This window comes from [Rhizobium] kunmingense, from assembly GCF_977018605.1.
Window position 1 is genome coordinate 334,659 of record NZ_CDRNXG010000002.1, and the last position, 24,182, is coordinate 358,840.

The window sequence follows — 24,182 nt, forward strand, 5'->3', positions numbered from 1 at the left end:
GCTCAGATACCTGCTGCCTGGCGAAGTGCCGATTGCCCAGACGCGAGATAATCGCAGAGGTGATCGGTCACATGCTCGGCGTCCCTGCCGACGGCGAGGAAGCGGCCCGAGCCCCAAGTCCACAGCCATGGCAGGCCGAGAACATAGACACCGTCCACGCCTGTCACGCCGCGCCGCTGGACCGGATATCCGGAGCCATCGAAGATCGGCAGGCCGACATAAGACCAGTCCGGAGTGAAGCCGGTCGCCCAGATGACGGATGTGACGCCTTCAGCAACAAGGTCGAGTTCGGTCGGCTCCTTGGCCGGCTCCCAGAGCGGCTGATAGACACTTGCAGGCGGCGCATCGATGTCGTTGACCGCAATATGCTTGTCGATGAACGCGTTGATGCCATTGTAGACCCGGTCGGCGGCATCCAGGTTGGCTTTGAGATTTGGCTCGAACAGCATCTTTCTGCCGAAGACGCCATTCATGCGGCCGTAGAGCTTCATGCCCTCCGTCGCGAACTTGCGCAGGTCGATGTCGCGGCCACCATCGCGTCCGGTCAGATAGTGGTTCGTGTCGTGCTTCTTCCTGGTCATGCCGTCATGCTCGACGGTGATTTCGTACTGACCAATATCCGATAGCCAGTCCACGACGTCGCGGCCGCGGTAGAACCGGGCGCAGCGCGGCGCGTTGCCGGTCACCATATGCACCGTCCTGCCGGAAAGATGCAGGTCTTCGGCGATCTGGGCGCCCGACTGGCCTGAGCCGACCACAACAACCGCACCATCAGGCAATTGACCCGGATTGCGGTACTCGACCGTGTGAAGCTGGACGATTTCCTCCGGCAACCGTTCGGCAGCGCGGGGGATCGCAGGTCGGGCATAGAGGCTGGTCGCAAGCACCACGCTGTCGGTCGTCACCGTGCCGGCCGAACTTTCCATCCGGAATCCGCCACCAGGCCGCCGCTCCAGCGAGGTCACGGTCGTGCCTTCCAGCACCGGCGCATCGACTTTCTCGATGAAGCGGTCGACATAGGCAAGGATCTCCTCCTTGACCATGAAGCCGTGTGGGTCGTCACCGTCATAGGGGTGGTCAGGGAGCTGGCACTGCCAGTTGGGCGTCACAAGGCAGAAAGCGTCCCAGCGCTCGTCCCTCCACTTATGCGCCACCGTCTTCTTCTCGAAAACGATGTGATCGATACCACGTTGCTTGAGGAAATAGCTGGCGGAAAGGCCGGCTTGTCCACCGCCGACGATGACGGCACTATAATGCTGCTTCAAATCATGGGGCATGAATCGAACCTTTTCATAGAATGAATGTCTTGCAATGGACGCGGGCGTCGGCGTCCTGCAGGAAGGGGATGGCAGTGCTCTCGATGCGGGCGAGCTGATCGTTTGCCGATGAACAGGCAAACCCGTATTTCGCTTCCACCCGATCGCTGGCGATGGTGAGCGCCTTTCGGCTCCGTTCGACGAAATCCGCGACCCGATAACTCTCGCCCTCGGCAAAGAACTCACGGATGATCAGCGACGGGGAGTAACAGCTTTCTTCCTGACCATCCGGCCAGGTGATGATGAAACGCATTTCAGGCATTCGCAGCCTCCTTCAATGTCGAATAGGCGGTCAGATGGGCGGTGGCGACGCGCTGCCATGAGAAACGCCTGGCAACGGTCAGGCCATTGGAGATCACGCGCTCGCGGACCGGTGGCACCAGTGCAAGCGCCATGGCTTCCGCAATCGAGGCCGAGTGATACGGATCGCACCACAGCACGTCCTCGCGGCCGAGATACTCGGTGAAGGGCGCAATCGAGGAGGTGACGACCGGCACGCCACTCGCCATCGCCTCCAGTACGACGAGCCCAAATCCTTCCTTCAGCGAAGGAAAGACCAGGGCGTCGGCAAGGCGGTAAAGGTTCGGCATGTCCTCGTCGGCGATCGGACCGATCAGATGCACGGCGGCCGAATGGTCGTGCAGCAGGGCGAGTTCGGAGCGGAATTCGTCCTGGTAGGCGGCATGGTCGAGCAGCGATGCACCGCCGGCGATTACCAGTTGCGCGTCCGGCGTGACAGCCCGTAACTGGCGAAAGGCGTCGAGAATGCCAATCGTGTTCTTGCGCGCCTCTATGCCGCCGACCGCCAGGAAGATCGGTCCCGATGAAATGTTGAGGCGGTCACGCAGGGCAGTCAGCTCGCCACCCCATTTTGGAGAGAAGCGTACGGTATCGACGCCGTTTCCGACGATATGGGCGGAAATTCCGCGATCCTTCAGCACATCCCGCCAAGTGGCGCTGACAGTCAGAAAGACATCCGCGTCGTCGATCGAGCGATCCTGCAGGGCCATCAGGCGCGGATCGGTGAACTGGTCGATATGATGAACGGTGCGAACAAAGCTGGCGATGAGGCCGCGGCGCTTCAGTTCGGCCAGCGCGTTGCCGGAAATCCCGTCATGGGCATGATAGAGATCAAAGCCGCGCTTCGAAGCGTGTTCGAAATGCCGGATGTAGTCACCGATCCGCTGCTCGACCATGGCGGTCATCTCCGCGGGTGCCGGACCGACGGGAAAGGCGACGGCATTGCATACGGGTTTGCGGAAGAAGCCTTCTCCCTTCGTGTCCGGCGCAAACAGCACCACCTCATGGCCAATCGCGGTTAGAGCCTCCGACAGTTGCATGGAGTGAACCACCCCGCCGCGCGGATTGGTCGAATGGGTCAGCATGGCGATGCGAAGAGATCGCGACGTGGCTGGGCTCATGCGGCATCCTCCCGCGTTTTGCCTTCGCCGCACTCTCGTGTCCCAAGCCCCATAAGCGGCATCGTCCGATAGTCACGGATGACGGCACGATGTTCTCCGTCGGTTATAGCCACCGCGCTGCCGGCAACGACCCGGCCGATGGCTGCCGCTGCGATGTCGTGACAGTCAAAGCGGCCCAACACCGCTTCGACACGATGCGGCGGAACAGACAGAAGGTAGCCATAGCTCGGGAAGGTCGAGAGCCAGCGGTCCAGCGGAACACCTTCGGGCAAAGGGATCGCCGAGACCTCGATATCGATCCCGACGCCGGAACATTCGGCCAGCATGATGGCCGTGCCGGGAATGCCGCCCTGGCTGATGTCCTTGGCTGCAAGCGCCAGGCCGGCCTCGGCGATCTCTGCCATCACCTCCAAGTCGCCACGCAGCCGGGCGGCGGGCGCATCCGTCGCTGACTCCCAGTTATTGAAAGGCTCGCGGTAGCGGCCGCGATGATCGACCGCCGCGATCAGGACGTCGCCCGGCCGCGCATCGAAACTCGTGAGCAGCTTCTTTGCCCGACCGAGAATGGCAACCGACAACTGGCCGCGATCCGTTCTTATATTGGTATGTCCGCCGACGATCGGCACGCCATAGGTGGCTGCGGCTGCCCGCATGCCGTCCAGCACCGGAGCCGCTTCCGCTGCGCCATTCGCCCAGACGGCGTCGACGACGGCGATGGGTCTCCCGCCCATCGCGACGATGTCGGAGATGTTGACCATCACGCCGCACCAGCCGGCAAACCAGGGATCTGCGGCGACGAACTCGTTCATGAAGCCTTCGATGGCGAGTAGCAGGAAATCATTGCCATCGGGCAGGGCGGCGCAATCGTCGCCGACCGCTATGTCGCGCCCCGCAAGGCCGAGGGCGCCGGTGATGGCGCCGATATCGGCCTTGGCAGCAATGCCGGCGGCTGCCGAGAGCCTTGCCGCGAGATCAGCCAGGTCGACTGCTGTCTTCGTCATGCGGCTCTCCTCGGCAGCGCCACGAAACCCGCCTCCGGGGTTTTGCAGGGCGGATACCATTTCAGATCCGCCCTCATCCGGAGATGCGGTTTTCCGTAGATCTCGAATTCCTCCACCACATCCCAGTGCAGTCGGCGAAACAGCAGGCCGTTCTGAACCTGCACATTGGCGAGGAACGTGTGGCAGCCCATGGCATTGGCGGAGGAGACGGCGAGCTTGATCAGCGTTGCGCCAAGCGCCCCGATCTTGCGGCAATCCTCGCGCACCGCGAGCCGAGACCCCCACCAGAGGCCCGGCGCCGCCTCATGGATGCGCACGGTCCCGACCAGCTCGTCGGCGGCGACGCCCATCATCGACAGCGCGACGATCGGTATGGCGTGGTCGTCGGTCTGATCACGGTCATCGTGTTCGAAGATCTTCTGCTCGTGACAGAAAACAGCGCGGCGCAGCGCATGTGCCTCGCGCCGTTCCCATTCCGATGTGGCGAATTTCACCTGGAATTCGCCGGTCTGATAGGGGGCAAAGGGTTCGACGATCATTTGGCGCCCCTTCCATCAAGCATCCTCTCGTAGCTCGAAAGGGCCGAACAGGCGCCGCATTTGCCGCAGCCGGCCTTGATGTCGACGGCTTTCAGCCCGCTATCGACGAGCATTCTAGACAGCGGGTCGAGGATGGAGTGCATGAAATCCGGCTTCGGGCTCGGATGGCTTTCCAGCGGCGTGCCCGAAATCGGCACGAAGGGGACGACGAAGGGATAGACGCCGATCGCCACCAGCTTTTCACATATATCTAGGATGGCTTCCCGCGTGTCCCCGAGACCGGCGAGAATGTATGTGGAAACCTGGCCGCGCCCGAAGACCGCGACCGCGGCCTTGAAGGAGGTCATGTATTTCTCGATCGACACCTGCGCCTTGCCGGGCATGATACGGGCGCGGACTTCAGGTGTGACCACTTCGAGATGCATGCCGAGCGCATCGACGCCAGCATCCTTCATGATCTGCAACCACGCATCGTCTTCCGGCGGCTCGCATTGGGCCTGGATCGGAATGTCGACGGCTGCCTTGATGGCCCTTGCACTGTCGGCAAGGATGGAGGCACCCCGGTCTGATCCTTTCGGCGTGCCCGTGGTCATCACCATGTGTTTTACGCCGTCGAGCTCGACGGCTGCCTTGGCGACTTCAGCCAGTTGCTCAGGGGTCTTGTGGGCAATCGTGCGGCCGGCCGCCAGCGACTGGCCGATGGCGCAGAACTGACAGGTCTTGGTGCGGCTCTGGTAGCGGATGCAGGTCTGCAGCACGGTTGTGGCCAGCACGTCTCGGCCATGCAGGACGGCTATCTGGGAGTAGGGGATGCCGTCCGATGTTGACCGCTCGTAAAAGCGCGGGCGCAACGGAAAGGAAACTTCACCCAGAACCTTTCCGTCGCGGCTGATCCTGCTCTTGCCGGCTTCGTCGGGCTTTTCGACAAGATAGGGGCTCTCGAATGCCGGAGCGGTGTGGACCGGCACCATGACGGTCATCCCGTCGATGGTCATCGGCTTGTGGTCGGAGGGGCCGGCTCCGCCGCGGCGGCTTTCGTGGCCTGCCTTCGGATCAACCAGCCTGGCTCCGAAGGACTGCAACTCGTTGATCAGGATCTCGGTCGGAAGACGCGTGGTCGAGCTGTCCATCGGAATTGCTCCTTTCGCCGGAGGCGGCTGTGGTTTGGAACGGGGTCTGGGAGGAGATCATCGGTGCCGTGGCGCGGGCATCGATGACGAGATGCAGCAGTTCAGGGCGGGCATAATGGCCGACGGAATCCATCATCCGCTTGCGCTTGACGATAAGGCTCATGTCGAGGTCGGCGATGAGTATGCCTTCGCCCTCGGTGATGGGCGGCGCAAGATGCTTGCCCTCCGGCGAGATGATGGCGGTCATGCAGCCGCCGCGCAGCGCCTTCTGCAGTCCTTGGTCGGGGGTGATCGAGACGATCTGCTCGTCTGTCAGCCAGCCGGTGGCGTTAACGACAAAGCAGCCGCTTTCCAGGGCGTGGTGGCGGATCGTCACCTCCATCTGGTCGGCGAAGATCGGCCCGACCATCGAGCCGGGAAACTGCGCGACGTGGATTTCCTCGTGCTGGGCCATCAGCGCGTAGCGGGCCAGCGGATTGTAGTGTTCCCAGCATGCCAGCGCACCGATGCGGCCGACATGGCTGTCAACCACCTTCAGGCCCGACGCATCGCCCTGGCCCCAGATCATCCGCTCGTGGAATGTGGGCGTGATCTTGCGGCGCTTCAGGATCATCCGGCCGTCGGCGTCGAAGACCAGCTGGGAATTGTAGAGCGAGCCGTGATCGCGCTCGTTGATGCCGAGCACGACGACGATGCCATGTTCGCGGGCGATGGATGCGACGGCGTCGGTCGCAGTCCCCGGTACCGTGACGGCCTCCTCGTAGAGCCGGACATGCTCTTTGCCGGACAGGACGGGCGGCAGCACGAACGAAAAATACGGATACCAGGGAACGAATGTCTCGGGGAAGACGATAAGTTCGGCGCCCTTCGAGGCTGCCTCGCGGATCGTCTCCAGGACCCGGACCAGGGTCTTTTCCCCGGAGGTCAGGTCCGGTGCGATCTGGGCGGCAGCCGCCCGCACGATTGCTTTATTCGCCATGCAACACTCCTTGTTGAGGTGAGGCGGAGCGCATGCCCCGCCTCCATGGGTCAGAGTGTCCAGGTGTCCAGGATGAAGGCGCCGTCGCGGCGGTGCAGGAGCACAAGATCCAGCACGTCTAGCGGGCTGATCGGGATGATGCCGGGGATCAACGAGCCTTCGCCATGGCCATACAGCGCCTGAAGAGCGAAACGGCAGGCATAGACCTTGCCACCTTCCTCCATGAAGCCCTTGATCTGGTTGTTGAAGTTGAGGTGGCCCGGAAAGGCTTCCGCGCCGAGCTTGGGAAAGCCGCGCTGCACGCCGAGGGTCACGCCCGGACCGTAGAGCAGGACGGATGTCTCAAAACCCTTACGTTTGAGCCGCTTGGCCTGAAGCAGATTAACGAGACCGATCGATCCCTCGAAGGCGACCGTGTGAAACGTGATGAGCGCCTTTTCGCCTTCCTCGGCCTGGACGTCCTCAAAGACCTTGTCTTCGTAATCGACGAGATAATCGCCGTCGGCATGTACGGGTGCGGTAACTGCAGGCATGAATGGCTCCTGTGTTGAAATCAGGCCCCACGCGGGGTGCAGTCATTCAATTGCAAGCGCTATGCCAATATTATTTTTGCCTAAAATACGTTCAAAAACGCAATTTATGCAGTCAAATGTACGGTCATTCCGAGGGTCAATTTGAACGCTAGCCTTGATAAAGGGCAATTTCATGCTGAAAGCGGAAGCAACAATGCTGCCAATGAATGCATTCAATGTGCATACATTGATGGCGCCGATGAGTGTTCGTTTGAATATCTGATGGTGTGGAGTAAATGTTAGAGGATGACAAGCTGCGAACGCAACAATATACAGTCAATCGGACGAATTGTTGGAAGCGATCGCATGAAGACCTGGCTCCCGGACCTTACCCGCAGCAATGGCCCCCGTTACATGGCGATCGCCGACGTGATCGAGATGGATTTGCGAAGCGGTCATCTCGTTGTTGGCGACAGGCTGCCGCCGCAGCGTGAGCTGGCGCGCAGCCTGGATATCGACTTCACTACGGTGGCCCGCGGTTATGTCGAGGCCCAGAAACGTGGTCTGGTAAGTACACATGTCGGTAGGGGAACTTTCGTGACCGGGGGCGGAGATCGCGAACGGCGCGGGTTTGCTTTCGACGCCGCACCGGATCCGCGGCGCAGCGCTTCGATCGATTTCTCGATGAACATGCCGCCGGAACCGGACGATCCCGACCTTCTGTCGAGGATGCGCGAGGGGCTGTCTGCCGTTGCGACCAATCTTGTGCCCTTGCTGCGTTACCAGGGGTTTGGTGGCGCTGGAATGGACAAGGATGCGGCCGCAGCCTGGCTGAGCAGGCGTGGGCTCGTACCCTCCCAACAGCGTATATTCGTCACGCCGGGCGCACATCCGGCGCTTCTCGCCATCTTCGGCATGCTCGCCAAACCTGAAGAAGTTGTGCTCTCGGAAAATGTCACCTATCCGGGCATGCGCTCGATCGCGGCACAATTGCGTCTGAACCTCGTTGGATTGCCGATGGATGACGAGGGGATCATTCCAGCCGCGTTCGCTGCAGCTTGTGAGGAGAAAAGGCCCAAGGCTCTCTACCTCAACCCGACCCTGCAGAACCCGACAACGCTGACGATCCCAGAACGACGTCGCGAGGAGATATGCGCAGTTGCGCGCAAATATCATGTGCCGTTGGTTGAAGATGATGCCTATGGCTTCATTCCATTGCACAGCCCGCCGCCACTTGCCGCCATGGCGCCGGATCTGACCTGGCATATCGGTGGACTGGCAAAAAGTATCGGTGCAGGCCTTCGCCTCGCTTATGTCGTTGCGCCGGATACAAAGGCGGCCTGGCCGTTTGCCAGTGCCATGCGCGCCAACAATGTCATGGCGTCGCCTCTGTCGGTGGCGCTTGCCACACGCTGGATCGATGACGGAACGGCTGACGGCATATTGCGGTTCATCCGTGCGGAGGCGGCAGCCCGCCAGGCGCTTGTCGCCGAGATCCTGCCCGCGGGCAGTTATCGCTCCGATCCGATCAGCTTCAACATATGGCTTCCGCTTGCAAACGGCTGGACCCGTTCGACCTTCGGCAGCCATATGCACAATGCGGGCATCGGTGTTGTTGCCAGCGATGCGTTCACCGTGGATGGCGTCCCCGAAGAGGCCGTACGTGTTTGTCTGGGCGGCGCGATCCGAAAGCCTGAACTGAAGGCCGCCCTGGAGTTCATGGCCCATGCGCTCGAAAGCGCGCCGGAAATGGCAGGGTCGTTTTTTTAAGCGTGGTTCATGCGCGGACGATGGGGAACAGCACACATGCGGCGATGAAAGAGAATTCTCTGAGCGATCGCTAGCTCGGTGCCGTACATTCCCCGATGCCTAGACCAAATCCCTGATAGGCCGGTTCCAGGCTGGGAAACAGCCTGCGCTCGACAATGATGTCGATGATCTCCGCAGCTTGGTTCTGCATCGTGACCACAAGCTCAGCGTCGATCTGACGCGTTCTCCGGCAGCCATTGATGAGGTCAAACTGAATAGCCCCGAGTTTCGTAGATACCCTCGAGTTAGATTTTCTGCTGCTTCTCAAACTCTACGGGTGACAGCATCTCGTTCCTGACGTGATTACGTTTCGGGCTGCAGAGCGTCTCGATATAGTCGCACACGTCCTAGTGCGCTCCATTCAGGCGATACTGGCACTGCCAAACGAAACCCGTCTGTTCACCGGGCACGATTATTGCCCCGGCGGACGCGAGGTTCTGTGGGAAAGCACGGTTGCGGAGCAGAAAAGGACCAACTCGCATGTGAGCGGCGTGACCCAGGACGAATTCGTGAGGCTGCGCGAAGCGCGGGACCGGACATTGCCGATGCCAAAGCTCATCCTTCATGCCCTGCAGGTGAATATTCGCGGAGGCGAACTGCCCAGTGCGGAACAATGCGGCCGCCGCTATCTCAAGATCCCGCTTGATGCCCTGCCGGGCGCAGTCTGGGGCTGAAGACGTCGAGCGAAAACATCATTGCCGCTCAGGCGATCGCGTCGATAGTGTCAGGATGCTGTCCGGACCGTCTCATCGCCGGAGGCGAACACCTGGCCACAAAGTCGATCGATATCTCTGGCTGCTGAGAGCGCGACCGCTGTCCGAGTGCCCTCGCGGGCTGGACCGCATGACACGGCTCAAGATCGGCAGTCGCGATAATGTATCGAGTTGCTGACTTCAAACCTTGCAGCATCATCCACAGGACGAAAGCCTATCCAATACCTTGACCGATATCACGGCGTTTCCCTTGACTGATGAGGGATCAGAGGAATGATACCGCCAACGCCAGGCGAGGTCTTCTGGCACGGGGAGGTGCAATGAAAATCCTGCTGGTCGAGGACGACGCGGAACTCGCGACGTGGTTGATGAAAGCGCTGAAGCAGCGTTTTGATTTCATGATCGAATGGGCAGATGACGGAGCTGTGGCCGATACCCGCCTGCGGATGGAAGAGTTCGACGTCGTGATACTCGATCTCGGATTGCCGATCATGGATGGTCGATCGGTTCTGTCCTCGATGCGGTCGCGAGACGATTCCACTCCCACCTTGATCCTGACGGCCAGGGATACGCTGACCGAGCGGATTGGTAGCCTACACGAAGGTGCGGATGACTTTCTGGCGAAACCATTCGCGGTTGAGGAATTGGAAGCTCGGCTGGTGGCTCTCGTAAGACGGTCGCATGGCCGCCAGGCAGGGACCTTTTCCTGCGGGGGGCTTGTTTATTCTCCGTCGGACCAGAAGTTCACGCTTGAGGATTGCGCCCTCGAACTTACACCCCGTGAGCACGCGATGCTGCGGGTCATGATCCAGCATGCGGGCGAACCGATGTCCAAACAGAAGATCATGGACCGGATGTTTTCCTACGACGCCGATATCCACTTGGAGGCTATCGAGGTCATTGCCCATCGACTGCGGAAGAAGTTATCCGGAGCCGTTCAGATAAGGACGCTGCGCGGAATAGGCTACGTTCTCGAGGAAGCGAGCCAGCCATGAAGCCGGAGGCGGAACATAGCGGACGTCGATTGGCGGTGACGATCGGTTACTGGATTTTCCCTGCGATCATCACTGCAATGGCGTCGACGCTATGGTTCAGTGCCACCACCATCCAGGAACTCGCTGATAGCGCTTACGACCGCTCGCTTGCGGGCGCCGTAAGAGCGATCGATGCGAATATTTCGACCGAGAGCGGCGGTGTCGGTGTGGAGCTGCCCTATCACCTGTTCAACTTCTTTCAGCTGACCGCTCAGGGCATGGTCTATTTCAACATCTCAACCAGCGACAATCTCGTCCAGATCGGCGACATGCTGCTGCCCAAGACACCAGGGCTGGAGAGTGGTGAACTCAGGTTTCACGATGGCACCTATTTCGGGGAGAGCATTCGGATAGGAGCGCTCAAGCGTCCGCTCGACCCGTCTCGGCCCGATGGCGTGCAGATCACCATTCAGGTGGCCGAAACCAAAGTCTCGCGCATGTCGTTTCAGAATGAACTGATGGGCCGCGCCATTCTCCGCGACATTCTCGTGGTTCTTATCCTTGGCGTGCTGATCGCATTCGGCGTGTTCCAAGCATTGAAGCCGCTAAACCGGCTGAAAGAGGCCATCGATGCGCGTGAGCCCGACGACCTGAAGCCCGTCGCCGTTGCCTCTCTGCCGATCGAAGTTCGCCCCCTGGTACAGGCCATGAACGGAATTATGCAGCGCACCGCGGAAGAGGCAACGCAGCAGCGTCGTTTCCTCGATGATGCGTCGCACCAGCTTCGTACTCCGATGACGATCCTGAGGACACAGATCGAGTACGCTCTCCGTCAGAACGCGCTCGATGACGTGCGGGTCACGCTTTTATCGTCCCAGGGCGTGCTGGAACGTTCGATCCGAACGACGAACCAGCTTCTTGCTCTCGCCAAGGCCCGTACGGCGCAGGGCACGGAAATCTATCCGCAAGAGCGGCTCGTTCTGTCGGAAATGATCGCTGATACGATCCGGATGATCTGGCCCCGCATCAGGAGCAGGAAGATGGACTGCGTCTTCGAAGCTGCTGAGCCGGAGCTGGCGGTACGTGCGAACGAAGGTTTCTTACGTGAAGCGCTGGTCAACATCATGGACAACGCCGTTCAATATGCACCCGAAGGCTCGCTTGTCACGATCACTCTCGCCTCAGAAGGCGGCTTGGCGATAATGGAGATCGTCGATGAGGGGCCGGGAATGGCCGAGGACGACATCCTGCACGCCGGAACCCGTTTCAGAAGTGGATCAAAGACAGGCAGCGGGCTCGGCCTTGCCATCGCTCTCACTGTCGCCAGAGCGAATGGCGGCACGATGACGGTCCGCAACCGCGAAGAGCGCCCCGGCTTGATTGTAAGGATTTCCCTGCCTGTCATCCATTGAAAGCTGATTGAAAGCTTGGCTACGATATATTCGACTCCTGCAGATTGGAGGTCTGCATTATCTTTTGGAGGAGAAATCAATGTCATTCATTTCACGCGCTGCCGTTACGGTAGCCGCGGCCTCGTGTATTTTCGGGGCTTCGTCGTCGATTGCGCTTGCCGAACCCAAGAACCCGGAATGCGTCGCTCCGGCGCAGCCTGGCGGCGGCTTCGATATCACCTGCAAACTGGCGCAGGCCAGTTTGAAGCAATCCGGTGCGGTCAAGTCACAGGTTCGCGTCTCCTATATGCCGGGCGGAATCGGCGCCGTTGCTTACAACGCAATCGTCGGTCAGCGGCGGGCAGAGCCGGGCACGATCGTGGCATTCTCTGCCGGATCGTTGCTGAACATCGCCCAGGGCAAGTTCGGTGCCTATACCGAGAAGGACGTGCGCTGGGTGGCCAGCGTCGGCACCGACTACGGTGCCGTCGTCGTTCCCGCCGATAGCCCCTACAAATCGCTGGGGGACCTCATGAATGCGATCAAGCAGGATGTGGGTTCGGTGATCATCGGAGCAGGTGGTACCATTGGAAGCCAGGACTGGATGAAGGCGGCAATGGCGGCACGCGCCGCCGGCATTGATTACAAGACGATGCGTTTCGTGGCGTTCGAGGGCGGCGGCGACTGCGCGACCGCGCTTCAGGGCGGGCATGTCAACGTCTGCATGAACGATGTCGGAGACAGCCAGGCCGCCATCGATGGCGGTGCGCCGCTCAAGCTGCTCGCCATTTTCTCGGAAGAACGCTTGCCCGGCAAGCTCGCGGAAACGCCGACAGCGAAGGAGCAGGGGTTCGACATTCTTTGGCCGATCGTCCGTGGCTTCTATGTCGGGCCGGAAGTTTCCGATGCGGACTACGAATGGTGGACCAATGCCTTCGAGACCACGATGAAGTCTCCCGATTACGCTGCGGCTCTCCAGCAACGAAATCTCTTCCCGCTCCCGATGACAGGTGCGGAGACGACAGCATTCGTCGAAAAGCAGGTAGGGGCCTACAAGACGCTCGCTGCCGACTTTGGGCTCGTGACTAAGTAAGGCTTATCAAATGAACACGGACCGCATTCTTGGTGCGGCCGCAATCGCGGTCGCGACGATCCTGCTCGTCTATGGCTACGGCTTGGAGGCGCCTTTTGCCTACGAGCCTGTCGGGCCTCGGGCATTCCCCTTAATCGCAGCGGCCATCATCGCCGTCTGTGGAGTGTTCCTGGTGATCAAGCCGGGTGCGGCCGATGTATCCGAAACACCGATGCCCGGCAGAGCCATAATCGCTCTGTCGGGGTCGCTCCTGGCTTACTCCCTTCTGTTCCAGCCTCTTGGGTTCGTCATTTCGACGACGGTCCTCATGATCCCCATCGCCATGATCTTCGGTGCGAAGTGGTGGCAAGGGGCTTTGACCGGAGGCGTTCTCGCCGTGTCCTCGTTCCTGCTCTTCGACCGCGTACTTGATGTTGTGCTTCCTGTAGGACCATTCGGGGGTATCGTCTGATGGAAACTCTCGGATATCTGATGCATGGGTTCGGCGTCGCATTGACGCCAACCAATCTGCTGCTGGCGTCGCTCGGGGCGATCGTCGGCACAATGGTCGGCGTTCTGCCGGGGCTGGGTCCCATCAACGCGGTCGCGATGCTTGTCCCGGTCGTGTTCGCGCTCGGCCTTCCGCCGGAAAGCTCGCTTATTCTCATGGCGGCCATCTACATCGGCTCCGAATATGGCGGCCGTATCAGCGCCATTCTCCTGAATGTCCCAGGAGAGGCATCCGCTGTTATGACCGCGATCGAAGGCTATCCGCTGGCACGGCAGGGGAAGGCGGGCATCGCATTGTCGCTTTCGGCGTGGACCTCGTTTGTCGGTTCGGCGATAGCGACAATCGGAATCGTGATCGCCGCGCCCATACTCGCCAGTTGGGCGCTGGCGTTCGGTCCGGTCGAGTATGTCGCCCTCATGGTCTTCGCCTTCGCGTGCCTTACAGGTCTGCTGACGGATCAACCCGTGAAAGCAATGCTGGCGATCGCGCTCGGTCTCGCCATTTCCACGATCGGGATCGATGCGAATTCCGGTGTCTACCGTTATACTTTCGGGTCCCCGAATTTGGTCGACGGGGTTCAGTTCGCCACTGTCGTGATCGGCCTTTTTGCCATCAGTGAACTGCTGATCATGCTTGAATCGATGCATGGCGGGGCGGCCGTACGCATCCAGCAGATGGGACGTGCACTCTTCAACCGCAGCGAAATGCGACTGACCAACGCGGCAACGCTGCGCGGTTCGCTCATCGGGTTCTTCGTCGGGATTCTACCGGGCGCCGGCGGCACGGTTGCTTCGGCGCTTGCCTATACGACGGAAAAGCGGGTCGTCGAAAAAAGCGATCCGGAAGGAAGCCGTTTCGGCAAGGGCGACATGCGTGGACTGGCTTCCGTTGAAGCCGCGAACAATAGTGCTTCCAACAGCAACTTCATCCCGATGCTGACCCTTGGCATTCCGAGTTCTGGCACGACGGCAATCATGCTGGGGGTCTTGACCCTCTACAATTTGACGCCCGGCCCGGCACTGTTCAGATCACAGCCAGATCTCGTTTGGGGCCTGATCGCCTCGCTGTTTATCGGCAACTTCATCCTGCTGGCGATCAACATCCCTCTGGTCGGCGTCTTTGCCCGCATGCTGTCCGTACCGGCATGGGTATTGGTTCCGTTCATCGTGGTGGTCAGCGCGATCGGCGTCTACTCCGGAAAGTCGACGACGTTCGAACTCGTCCTCATGGTCGGGCTTGGGATCGGAGCTTATTTCCTGCGCCGTCTCGGCGTCCCGATGGCGCCGTTGATCCTCGGGCTCGTACTAGGCAAGATACTCGAGCAAAGCCTTCGGCGGGCTCTTTCCCTGTCCGCCGGCGATATCGGCATCCTTTGGTCCAGCCCGATTTCCATCATCCTCTGGGGGATGGCCGCCGCCGTGTTTCTTGTCCCGCTTCTTCTGCCGAAATTTCAGCGCTGGCGCAGTGCAATGATCGCTGAAGAGGAGTGAACAGACCATGCCCTATCTCTTGCCATCCGATGACGAGGCGGTGTCTGCGGCTATCCGGTTTCGAGAAATGCTGGCCAAGCCCGAAATCGTAAGAATGCCCGGAGCGCACAATGGCTTGTCGGCCCTCCAGGCGAAAGCTGCCGGGTTTGAGGCGCTCTATCTGTCTGGTGCGGCCATGAGCGCATCGATGGGATTGCCCGATCTCGGGATCCTGACGATCGAAGACGTCCTGTTCTTTACCCGCCAGGTCGTCAGGTCGTCAGGCCTCCCCGTGCTCGTTGACGGGGATACCGGCTTCGGCGAGGCGCTCAATGTCATGAATACCGTACGCAGGCTTGAAGAAGCGGGTGCCGCGGCGATCCAGATCGAAGACCAGGTGCTGCCCAAAAAGTGCGGACACCTGAATGACAAGAAGCTGGCCAGCCCAGAGGATATGGCCGCAAAAGTGGCCGCCGCGTCTCGGGCAAGGCGATCCCTGGTTATCGTTGCGCGCACGGATGCGGCAGGTGACGAGGGCATCGAAAAGGCAATCGACCGCGCGAAGATCTACGTTAAGGCGGGCGCTGATGTGATCTTCCCTGAAGCACTGACGACGCAGGATATGTTCGAGGAGTTCGCCGCTGCCATGAAGGGCGTGCCGCTCCTGGCAAACATGACCGAGTACGGCCGCTCGCCTTCAATGACGGCCTTACAACTTCAGGAAATCGGCTATCGGATCGTCATATGGCCTGTCTCGTCATTGCGTGTTGCCAACAAGGCGCAGCAGGAACTCTTTGACGATCTGGCAAGCAACGGTACCACGAAGGCTTCGACAGCGCGGATGCAGACGCGAGCGGAACTCTATGACCTGATCGATCTTGCCGGCTACGAAGCGCTTGACGCAAGCATCGTGGCGAGCCGCCTGCCCAGCACAGGGTAGGCGCGCAGCGCGACGTTGGGAAAAGATCGAAGAGATATGGAGTAATCGCCCGGCGCGGGCGAATGACCGTCACTGCGGTGGTTATACAGGCTCAAGAACTGGCGGCGTATTGCGACGAAATACGACCGCCGGCCACGAGCTATCTCGCAGCCGTCGCTCTCGTTTCAGCTGTCATCGCATGGATAGATCGTGTCCCCATCCTAGCTTATCAGATAGCCGCCATCCACCGGCAGGACGGTGCCGGTGACGAAGGATGCGGCCGGGCTGCACAGGAAGGCGACCGTTCCGGCGATGTCCTCCGGCTTGCCCCAGCGTGCGAGCGGCGTGCGGTCGAGGATGGGTTTCGAGCGTGCCGGGTCTTCCTGCAGAGCCCTGGTCAGGGGGGTGGCGATCCAGCCTGGTGCGACTGCGTTGACCCGGATGCCTTCCTGGGCATAGGCGATCGCAAGCGATTTCGTCAGCTGCGCCACCCCGCCCTTGCTCGCGCTATAGGCGGGTACGAGGCCGCCGCCGAAGAAGGAGAGCATGGAGGCCGTGTTGACGATGCAGCCAGCAGTCTGCGCCAATTTGGCGCGTGCAGCCGTGCAGACACGCATCGTGCCGGTCAGATTGATCGAGAGCACCTTCTCGAACACATCGAGCTGATGTTCCTCCACACGGCGGATGACGCCGGCGCAATTGACCACGATGTCTAGACGGTCGAGGCCCGTTATCAGCGCCGAAACGGCCGCATCGTCGCAGACGTCCAGTTCGCGCGCTTCAATCTTCAGTCCGGCAGGAGCGGTGAAGGCGTCTGCGCCAAGTCCGGCGGCGATGACGTCTGCGCCGAGTTCGGCCAGGTGCGTCGCAATTGCAGCGCCGATCCCGGTCGTGGCGCCTGTGACCAGCGCCGTTTTTCCGGAGAACAGATCCGATTGGAATGTCATTTGAAAAATCTCGTGTGATGAAGCTGTCGTTGCGTAGAATGCGCCGCCGGGCGGATGGCGAACGGTCGCCCCGCTCCGACGGTGCGTGACGATCAGCGGATGAACTGGTCTGCGTAATCGGCCCCGAGACCGATCTTCTCGTAATGGGCGCGGCACATTTCGATCTTGGTGAAGACGTCCTCGTAGCCGTTGTTATTGCCCCAGGGATCGACGTAGTACATGCAGCCGTTCACCTGGAAATAGGTGATCATTTCCTCGACGCCCTCGTCGACGACGAGCGTATGCGTCTCGCCGGGCGGCTCGAATGCGTAGGATCCCTCGGTCGCGACCCAGTCATGCTCCAGGTAGCGCCAGCTGCCCTTCAGCACAAAGGCATGAACCGGACCCGGATGGCGGTGGCGGCTGAGCACGCCGGACTTGCGAACCTTCAGAAGGTTCATCCAGTAGCCGGATGAGCGGTTCAGACACAGCGGCCGGAACCAGACGTTTTCCGACTGCGGCACCCAGACGCGGTCATCCGTCGGAATGGCATGCGGCACGACGAGATCGGGAAGGATGCCGTCCGGCTGCGGCTTCTGATAAGGCATGCGGCGGATTCGCTCAGCCTCGATTTGCTCTGGCGACAGGTTGTCCATGGTCTCCTCCTTGTTTTAATCAGCCCCGCGGCAAAGTCGGCACAGGAGCTTCACGTGATCGTTAGAAGCCTAATAAATTAAGGGAAAACATAGGCTTGAGATCTCCCCATCTCAGGCTTTTCCTCATCGGAATGGCAAAGCCTAACACATTAAAACTTGACAATCATCAGATGAATGTAAAAAATCATCGTATAAATGGGAGGGAAGATCTGATGTCTGGAGCCGCGCGGATACGTCGCTCGGATAATGTTCTCGATCGACTTGGGGGCGATATCGCCGCCGGGCGGTTCGAGCCTGGGCATACGATCCCGATCGAGAGCGAGCTTATGGTGCTCTACGGTGTCGGGCGTTCATCGGTGCGCGAGGCGATTTCGACGCTATCCGGCCTCGGCATGGTCACGACTGCACCGCGTCGCGGCACGACGGTGACCGACAGGAGCGAATGGAACACGCTGAGCCGCGACGTGCTGCGCTGGTTGATGGACAGCAAGGTCATGACGCCCGGTATTCTTGAGGCGATAGACGAGGCGCGCCGCGTATTCGAACCCGCTTCGGCCGGTCTTGTCGCTCGCCGCGCGACGCGTCTGCAACTCATCGATATCGAGACGGCCTATGCCAGGATGGAGGATGCGGCGCTGCGCGGTGACGCCGAGGCGGCAGTGCTCGCCGACCGGGAGTTCCATCTCGCCATCCTGAAAGCGACCGGCAACCCGATCCTGCAGGCTTTCGACAGCGCCATAGACAGCATTCTGGGCCTGCTGTTCGGCGTCACTGCCAACCACATGGAGAATTTCCGCGCCAATCTCGGCAATCACCTCGCAGTGCTCGAGGCGATCCGCAGCCATGACGCGGCAGCTGCCGAAAAGGCGATGCTGGATACCATCCAGTTCACGACCGAGAAGATGAGGGTCGCGAAACTGATCGAATAGACGCAAGGCATAGAGGAGGAGAAACCAGTGCCAGTATTGAAATGTCTTATGATGACTACCGCCGTGATGGGGATGTCGGCGGGTGCGGCTTTTGCCGACTATCCGGAAAAGGCGATCACGCTGATCGTTCCATGGGCTGCCGGCGGCGGCACGGATGCGGTTGCACGCGTGCTTGCAGGCGGGATGGAGAAGGAACTCGGCGTTTCGGTGAATGTCGTCAACAAGCCGGGCGGCAGTTCCGTCGTCGGCCATTCGGAAATGCTGACGACCAAGCCCGATGGCTACACGCTCGGCTTTGCCACGGCCGAACTGGCGACTTTCTACTGGGCTGGCCAGAGCCAGTACAAGGCGACCGACTTCAACCCGATCGCACTCGTCAATTTCGATTCCGGCGCGTTCCATGTTGCCACCGCCGGCGAGTGGAAAGACGTCAAGTCGGCGCTCGAAGAGATCAAGTCCAAGCCGAACGGTACCTATACCGTAACCGGCACAGGCACAGGCGCTGCCTATCACCTCGCTTTCGCGGGCTTCCTCAAGGCTAACGGTGTCGATCCGCTCGCCGTGACGCTCGTCCCGTCGCAGGGTGCGGCGCCGGGCTTCCAGGAACTGGCAGCCGGCGGTGCGAACGTCGTCCTGTCTTCCCTGCCGGAAGGGATCGCGATGATGCAGGCCGGCAAGACCACGCCGCTCGCCGTCTTCGCCGGCACGCGCATATCTGCCTTCCCGGATGTCCCGACGTCGCAGGAAGCGACCGGCGTCGCCTTCACCGGTGGCACCTGGCGCGGCGTCGTCGGCCCGCAGAACCTGCCGGACGACGTGAAGAAGAAGCTGTCGGATGCCGTCGTGAAGGTGGCAAATTCGGACGATTTCACCAAGTTCATGAACGAGAAGGGCTTTGGCATGCAGGTGCTGGATTCCGAGGGGTTCGGTGGCTTCCTGGCCGACCAGTACACCCAGGTCGGTACCATCATGAACGATCTCGGCATCGCTCAGCGCAAGGAGTAGCATCATGCGCCTGCCAGATTTCTGGACGGGCCTGGCATTTGCGATCCTCGGCATAAGCATCGCATACCTGGCCCAGGGATTTCACGTCCCGGCAGGCGCAGCATCCCCAAGACTTCTTCCGACAATCATCGGAAGCGTGATGGCCGTCCTCGGCGGCCTGATCGCGCTGCGCGGCTGGCGCAGCGCAGGGGATGTCGCACTGCCTGAATGGATCTCGTCACCCCGTCAGATCGCCCTGATCGCCTTTATCCCGGTTGCCCTGATTGCTTATGGCCTCCTGGCACCGGTGGTCGGTTCGATCGTCATGGCGATGATCATCGTGACCATTCACTGCCTCATCTACGGGGTACGTCCGCTGACGGCACTGATCGTCGGAGTGGTCTCCGGTGTGGTGATCTCCGTTCTTTTCAGCCATGCCCTCGGCATACCCCTTCCGCAAGGCATTCTGGAGGAGATGATCGGATGAGCGCTTTTCTCGATGGCCTTGGCCTGGTGATGCAGGCCGACGTGCTGATTACCATTTTCGTTTCCGCAATCTTCGGCCTGTTCGTCGGGATGATCCCCGGCCTCAGCGCCACGATGGCGGTCGCGCTTCTCGTGCCGGTGACCTTTACCCTGTCACCGGTTGCAGCGCTTGCGACGATCATTACCTGTTCGGGGATGGCAATGTTTGCCGGCGATATTCCCGGCGCGTTCCTGCGCATTCCGGGAACACCGGCATCTGCCGCCTACACGAATGACATGCATGAACTCACCAAGAAGGGCCGTCTCGACGAGGCGCTCGGCATGTCGGTCATCGCATCCGTCATCGGCGGCATCATGGGGACGATCGTGCTGATGTTCGGCGCTCCGCTGCTCGCCGACTTCGCGATGAACTTTTCGAGCTACGAATATTTCTGGCTCGCACTGCTTGGGCTTTCCTGCGCCACGCTGGTGGCCGGCGACGACGCCTTGAAGGGATGGGTCTCGTTGATGGCCGGCCTGTTCCTGGCCGTTATCGGTCTGGATTTCGTCACCGGTATCCAGCGCTACACGTTCGGTGTAATGAACCTGCAGGGTGGTATCAGCTTTATTGCCGTGATGATCGGCGCTTTCGCCTTGGCCGAGATATTGAGGAAGGCAGCGAGCTTCGACGGCAAGAACCTCGATACCTCGATCAAGGTCAAGGGGCGCCTCTACCCGTCCAATGCGCTTCTGTGGCGGGAGCGAAAGCATATCGTCCGCGGTGGCTTTTTGGGCACGCTGATTGGCGTGCTGCCCGGTGCGGGAGCGGATATTGCCGCCTGGGTGACCTATGCGGTTTCGAAACGTTTTGCGCGCAATCCGGAGCTTTTCGGCAAGGGCTCGCCGGAAGGCGTGGCGGGTGCCGGGTCGGCGAACAATGCTGCCGTCTCGGGCGCCTATGTGCCGACGCTGGTCTTCGGCATTCCGGGGGATTCGATTACCGCGATCGTCGTCGGCGTGATGATCCTCAAGGGCATCCAGCCCGGTCCGCTGGTCTTCGTCAATTCGGCGGACATGGTCAACGCGATCTACATCATCTTCCTGCTCGCCAATATCATCCTGATCCCGCTTGGCATTGCGTCCATCTATCTCGGCCGGTTCGTCATCTCTGTCAGGGAAGCCATTCTCTACCCGCTGATCCTGTTGCTCTGCATCTACGGTGCCTATGCCGTCAGCAACAACATCTTCGAGCTCTGGGTGGTTCTGGCAATCGGAATTATCGTCTGGATCATGCAGGCGAACGAGTATCCGGTGGCGCCGCTGATCCTCGGGCTAGTTCTCGGTCAGGTCGTGGAGCAGAACTTCATGTCCTCGATAATCAAGGCGAACGGCAATTACATCAACTTCTTCAATCGTCCGATCTCCGGCACGCTTGGAGTGGTGACGCTGATCGTCTGGACCTATCCGCTGATCGCGGCATTGATGAAATGGCGCTCGGCATCGTCGGGCAAAGAAACCGAAACGTCTTCGGCGCCCAACTGAGACGACGCCATGGGCATGCCCGGCTTCGGGCATGCTTCTTTTCCGCGCGTGCAGCCGTGTTCCATCGGACCGCTGTCTGCCCGATCGCGGATAGCTTATTCAACGAAAATTGCGAGCAAAAGTGATGAAGGCAATCGTCTATAGCGGTGCAGGCCAGCTCGTCGTCGAAGATCTGGAAAGGCCTCAGGGTGAAGGGGTGTTGGTCGAGGTTGAAGCCTGTGGCATCTGCGGCACCGACCTGACGATCTTTGCCGGCAAGCATCCGCGCTCCAGAGCCCCGCTGGTCATCGGCCACGAATTCGTCGGCCGCGTGAGCGAGCCGGTGCCGGAGGCGGGCCTTGCCGCCGGAGCCCGTGTCACCTGCTTCCCGCTCTATTCCTGTGGCCATTGCGAGGCCTGTACCTCCGGCCTCGAACATGTCTGCGAGACGCTCCGCCTCGTTGGTATCGACGGGCCGGGCGGCATGGCCGAGGCAGTCAGGCTGGCGCCTGACCTGCTTTATCCGGTTCCGGACGACCTTGCGGCAATCGTCGCGGCGCAGGCAGAACCCGTAGCGGTCTGCGTCCACGCGGCGAATGTCGGCGGCATAAGGGGAGGGGAGGCCGTCGCCATCATTGGAGCTGGGCCGATCGGTATCACTCTGGCGATCCTTCTGCGCCACCGTGGTGCCTCGCAGATCGTCGTCTCGGACACAAACCAGGATCGCTTGGCCGCTGCACGCGATCTCGGCTTCACGACCGTGACGGCCGGAGAAACGCTGACCGGCGCGCTGGAAGCGCGATCCGGTTTCGACGTCGTCTTCGAATGCGCCGGTGTCGCTCCAGCGGTAACGGCGGCCATCGCCAGTGCCAGGGTCGGGGGAAAGATTGTCATCGTCTCGATCCATAAGGCGCCGCAGCCGGTAGACCTTCAGGCGCTCTCCTTCCGAGAGCTGCAGATACTCGGCACGCGAGTTTATACTCGGCAGGAATTCACAGAGGCGATCTCGCTGCTTCCCGCAATGGCCGAAAGCCTGAGCAAACTCGTATCATCGGTCGTGCCGCTCGCTCAAGCTCAACACGCGTTCGAGAAACTCGTCAGTGGCGCGCCTGACCTGAAGATCATCATTGATATGCACCGTACCGCTTAGCGAAGTGGCATCATGTAGCAATCGTGGCTTCAGTCCGTGATGCTCAGGCATATTCAAACGTCAACATGGTCATTCTTGACCGAAGCCCTGGAAATCGACACCCATGTTGACGTTCCGGGTCGGCGATTCAGTCAGACCGCGGACAGGGCTTTTGCAAGCCCCGCCGTAATCAGGTCCCCGAGGAGGGGGCCTATCAGACGCTGAACGCTGCGCCGATCAGGGCCTTGGTGTAATCGGCCTGCGGGGCGTCGAAGATCGCGTCCGTCTCGCCCTGTTCGACGATCTCGCCGTTCTTCATGACGATCACATAGTCGGAGATCGCTTTGATCACAGAAAGGTCGTGGCTGATGAAGACATAGGAGAGGTTGTGATCGGCCTGCAGCTTGCGCAGAAGGTCGATGACCTGGCCCTGGACCGACCGGTCGAGCGCCGAGGTCGGTTCGTCGAGAATGACGACCTGAGGCTTTAGGATCATCGCGCGGGCAATCGCGATGCGCTGGCGCTGGCCGCCGGAAAACTCGTGCGGATAGCGGTTGCGGGCTGCAGGATCGAGGCCGACCTCGGTCAACGCCGCGATGGCACGGCGGTCGCGGTCGGCCTTGCTGAGGCCCGGTTCATGGACGAGCAGGCCCTCGGTGATGATCTCGCCGACCGTCTGGCGCGGCGAGAGCGAGCCATAGGGATCCTGAAAGACGAGCTGCATTTCCTTGCGCAGCGAGCGCATGCGCTTGCGGTCGTGGCGGGAGATGTCCTCCTTGCCGAAGCGGTAGGCGCCGTCGCTCGGGAGCAGGCGCAGAAGCGCGCGGCCGAGGGTGGACTTGCCGGAGCCGGATTCTCCGACGACGCCGATCGTCTGGCCCTCGTGCAGCCTGACCGTGACGCCATCGACGGCGCGGAAGGTCTTCGGCCCCTTGGAGAACAGGCCCTTGCCGATCTGGAAATCGACCGTGACGTCGCGGCCTTCGAGAATGATTGGCGCGTCGTCGGCCGGCGGGGCCTTGCGGCCATGCGGTTCGGCGTCGATCAGCATGCGGGTATAGGACGAGGTCGGGTTCTCGAAGATCTGCTCCGTCGTGCCCTGTTCGACCACTTCGCCGCGGCGCATGACGACGACGCGTTCGGCAAAGTGGCGCACGATGCCGAGATCGTGGGTGATCAGCACTATGGCCATGCCGAAACGTTCCTGCAGCGAACGCAGGAGTTTCAAGATCTGCGCCTGGATCGTCACGTCAAGGGCTGTGGTCGGCTCGTCGGCGATCAGCACGTCCGGCTCGTTGGCGAGCGCCATGGCGATCATGACGCGCTGGCGCTGGCCGCCGGAGAGTTCGTGCGGATAGCTGTCGATGCGACGGGCCGGATCGGGAATGCCGACAAGTTCCAGGAGTTCCAGCACACGGGCGCGGGCTGCGGCCTTCGAGCCGCCGCGGTGGTAGAGGATCGGTTCGGCAATCTGGCGACCGATCGGATACAGCGGATCGAGCGAGGTCATCGGCTCCTGGAAGATCATGGTGATCCTGGCGCCGCGGACCTTGTTCAGTTCCGATTTCGGCAGGCCGACAAGTTGCTTGCCGCGATAGCTGGCCGAGCCGGTGACGGTGCCGTTCTTCGCAAGCAGGCCCATGATGCCCATCATCGTCTGGCTCTTGCCGGAGCCCGATTCACCGACGACGGCCAGCGTTTCGCCCGCCTTGATGTCGAATCCAATGCCCTTCACCGCATTGACGGTGCCGTCGGGTGTCGAGAAATCGACCTTCAGATCGCGGATGGAGAGGATGTTTTCGTCTGTTCCGGTCAT

The 24,182-nt window shown here is 60.8% G+C and carries 23 protein-coding genes and 1 pseudogene; 13 read left to right on the top strand and 11 right to left on the bottom strand.

Annotation, left to right across the window (positions count from 1 at the left end):
- Positions 1-2: 2 nt before the first annotated feature.
- From AC0JZ4_RS19925 to AC0JZ4_RS19960, 8 genes are read right to left on the bottom strand one after another with little or no spacing between them, the layout of a single operon-like run.
- A complete protein-coding gene (locus tag AC0JZ4_RS19925) occupies positions 3-1,277 on the bottom strand; it encodes an MSMEG_0569 family flavin-dependent oxidoreductase (RefSeq protein WP_471888237.1) in 1,275 nt (424 codons plus the stop codon).
- 13 nt (positions 1,278-1,290) lie between these two features.
- Positions 1,291-1,578, bottom strand: a complete 288-nt coding sequence (locus AC0JZ4_RS19930) for an MSMEG_0570 family nitrogen starvation response protein (RefSeq protein ID WP_471888238.1) — start codon at positions 1,576-1,578, stop codon at positions 1,291-1,293.
- Positions 1,571-2,737 (bottom strand): MSMEG_0565 family glycosyltransferase, encoded by a 1,167-nt coding sequence (locus tag AC0JZ4_RS19935; protein WP_471888239.1) that lies wholly within the window; start codon positions 2,735-2,737, stop codon positions 1,571-1,573. Before AC0JZ4_RS19935 ends, AC0JZ4_RS19930 begins: the two co-directional genes overlap by 8 nt.
- Complete coding sequence (locus tag AC0JZ4_RS19940; RefSeq protein ID WP_471888240.1) at positions 2,734-3,738, bottom strand: sll0787 family AIR synthase-like protein; 1,005 nt, start codon at positions 3,736-3,738, stop codon at positions 2,734-2,736. Before AC0JZ4_RS19940 ends, AC0JZ4_RS19935 begins: the two co-directional genes overlap by 4 nt.
- A complete protein-coding gene (locus AC0JZ4_RS19945) occupies positions 3,735-4,277 on the bottom strand; it encodes an MSMEG_0567/Sll0786 family nitrogen starvation N-acetyltransferase (protein ID WP_471888241.1) in 543 nt (180 codons plus the stop codon). The genes AC0JZ4_RS19940 and AC0JZ4_RS19945 overlap by 4 nt, the downstream gene beginning before the upstream one ends.
- Positions 4,274-5,407 (bottom strand): MSMEG_0568 family radical SAM protein, encoded by a 1,134-nt coding sequence (locus AC0JZ4_RS19950; RefSeq protein WP_471888242.1) that lies wholly within the window; start codon positions 5,405-5,407, stop codon positions 4,274-4,276. Before AC0JZ4_RS19950 ends, AC0JZ4_RS19945 begins: the two co-directional genes overlap by 4 nt.
- The gene (locus tag AC0JZ4_RS19955; protein WP_471888243.1) at positions 5,331-6,386 is read right to left on the bottom strand and encodes a Nit6803 family nitrilase; all 1,056 of its coding nucleotides are present in this window, start codon (positions 6,384-6,386) and stop codon (positions 5,331-5,333) included. Before AC0JZ4_RS19955 ends, AC0JZ4_RS19950 begins: the two co-directional genes overlap by 77 nt.
- A gap of 50 nt (positions 6,387-6,436) precedes the next feature.
- A complete protein-coding gene (locus AC0JZ4_RS19960; protein ID WP_471888244.1) occupies positions 6,437-6,919 on the bottom strand; it encodes an MSMEG_0572/Sll0783 family nitrogen starvation response protein in 483 nt (160 codons plus the stop codon).
- A gap of 345 nt (positions 6,920-7,264) precedes the next feature.
- Here AC0JZ4_RS19960 and AC0JZ4_RS19965 point away from each other — a divergent pair, with 345 nt between their 5' ends.
- From AC0JZ4_RS19965 to prpB, 8 genes and pseudogenes are all read left to right on the top strand, one after another.
- Positions 7,265-8,668, top strand: coding sequence for an aminotransferase-like domain-containing protein (locus tag AC0JZ4_RS19965; protein WP_471888245.1), 1,404 nt, complete (start codon positions 7,265-7,267; stop codon positions 8,666-8,668).
- A 377-nt stretch (positions 8,669-9,045) separates the two neighbouring features.
- Positions 9,046-9,381: pseudogene (locus tag AC0JZ4_RS19970) on the top strand (MBL fold metallo-hydrolase); the annotation flags it as partial.
- Between the two features lie 359 nt (positions 9,382-9,740).
- A complete protein-coding gene (locus tag AC0JZ4_RS19975; RefSeq protein ID WP_471888246.1) occupies positions 9,741-10,415 on the top strand; it encodes a response regulator in 675 nt (224 codons plus the stop codon).
- Positions 10,412-11,806 (top strand): sensor histidine kinase, encoded by a 1,395-nt coding sequence (locus AC0JZ4_RS19980; RefSeq protein ID WP_471888247.1) that lies wholly within the window; start codon positions 10,412-10,414, stop codon positions 11,804-11,806. Before AC0JZ4_RS19975 ends, AC0JZ4_RS19980 begins: the two co-directional genes overlap by 4 nt.
- A 79-nt stretch (positions 11,807-11,885) precedes the next feature.
- On the top strand, positions 11,886-12,878 hold the full coding sequence (locus tag AC0JZ4_RS19985) for a Bug family tripartite tricarboxylate transporter substrate binding protein (protein WP_471888248.1): 993 nt from the start codon (positions 11,886-11,888) through the stop codon (positions 12,876-12,878).
- Positions 12,879-12,888: 10 nt separating this feature from the next.
- Positions 12,889-13,329: a tripartite tricarboxylate transporter TctB family protein gene (locus AC0JZ4_RS19990; RefSeq protein WP_471888249.1), complete on the top strand. Its 441-nt coding sequence runs from the start codon at positions 12,889-12,891 to the stop codon at positions 13,327-13,329.
- Positions 13,329-14,858, top strand: a complete 1,530-nt coding sequence (locus AC0JZ4_RS19995; protein ID WP_471888250.1) for a tripartite tricarboxylate transporter permease — start codon at positions 13,329-13,331, stop codon at positions 14,856-14,858. The genes AC0JZ4_RS19990 and AC0JZ4_RS19995 overlap by 1 nt, the downstream gene beginning before the upstream one ends.
- 7 nt (positions 14,859-14,865) lie before the next feature.
- Positions 14,866-15,777, top strand: coding sequence for a methylisocitrate lyase (gene prpB, locus AC0JZ4_RS20000; RefSeq protein WP_471888251.1), 912 nt, complete (start codon positions 14,866-14,868; stop codon positions 15,775-15,777).
- A 200-nt stretch (positions 15,778-15,977) separates the two neighbouring features.
- Here the strand turns inward: prpB and AC0JZ4_RS20005 are convergent, their stop codons facing one another.
- The gene (locus tag AC0JZ4_RS20005) at positions 15,978-16,703 is read right to left on the bottom strand and encodes an SDR family NAD(P)-dependent oxidoreductase (RefSeq protein ID WP_471888252.1); all 726 of its coding nucleotides are present in this window, start codon (positions 16,701-16,703) and stop codon (positions 15,978-15,980) included.
- Between the two features lie 92 nt (positions 16,704-16,795).
- Complete coding sequence (locus AC0JZ4_RS20010) at positions 16,796-17,338, bottom strand: 2,4'-dihydroxyacetophenone dioxygenase family protein (protein WP_471888253.1); 543 nt, start codon at positions 17,336-17,338, stop codon at positions 16,796-16,798.
- 212 nt (positions 17,339-17,550) lie between these two features.
- Here AC0JZ4_RS20010 and AC0JZ4_RS20015 point away from each other — a divergent pair, with 212 nt between their 5' ends.
- The 5 genes from AC0JZ4_RS20015 (at position 17,551) to AC0JZ4_RS20035 (ending at position 22,387) form a co-directional block, all read left to right on the top strand.
- Positions 17,551-18,267 carry a FadR/GntR family transcriptional regulator gene (locus tag AC0JZ4_RS20015; protein WP_471888254.1) on the top strand — a complete coding sequence of 239 codons (717 nt, stop codon included), beginning with the start codon at positions 17,551-17,553 and terminating at the stop codon, positions 18,265-18,267.
- Between the two features lie 48 nt (positions 18,268-18,315).
- The gene (locus AC0JZ4_RS20020) at positions 18,316-19,272 is read left to right on the top strand and encodes a tripartite tricarboxylate transporter substrate binding protein (RefSeq protein ID WP_471888255.1); all 957 of its coding nucleotides are present in this window, start codon (positions 18,316-18,318) and stop codon (positions 19,270-19,272) included.
- A 4-nt stretch (positions 19,273-19,276) separates the two neighbouring features.
- Entirely contained in the window at positions 19,277-19,738 is a 462-nt protein-coding gene (locus AC0JZ4_RS20025; RefSeq protein WP_471888256.1) for a tripartite tricarboxylate transporter TctB family protein, read from the top strand.
- Positions 19,735-21,258 carry a tripartite tricarboxylate transporter permease gene (locus AC0JZ4_RS20030; RefSeq protein ID WP_471888257.1) on the top strand — a complete coding sequence of 508 codons (1,524 nt, stop codon included), beginning with the start codon at positions 19,735-19,737 and terminating at the stop codon, positions 21,256-21,258. Before AC0JZ4_RS20025 ends, AC0JZ4_RS20030 begins: the two co-directional genes overlap by 4 nt.
- A 124-nt stretch (positions 21,259-21,382) precedes the next feature.
- The gene (locus AC0JZ4_RS20035; protein WP_471888258.1) at positions 21,383-22,387 is read left to right on the top strand and encodes a zinc-dependent alcohol dehydrogenase; all 1,005 of its coding nucleotides are present in this window, start codon (positions 21,383-21,385) and stop codon (positions 22,385-22,387) included.
- Between the two features lie 193 nt (positions 22,388-22,580).
- Here the strand turns inward: AC0JZ4_RS20035 and AC0JZ4_RS20040 are convergent, their stop codons facing one another.
- The gene (locus AC0JZ4_RS20040) at positions 22,581-24,182 is read right to left on the bottom strand and encodes an ABC transporter ATP-binding protein (protein WP_471888259.1); all 1,602 of its coding nucleotides are present in this window, start codon (positions 24,180-24,182) and stop codon (positions 22,581-22,583) included.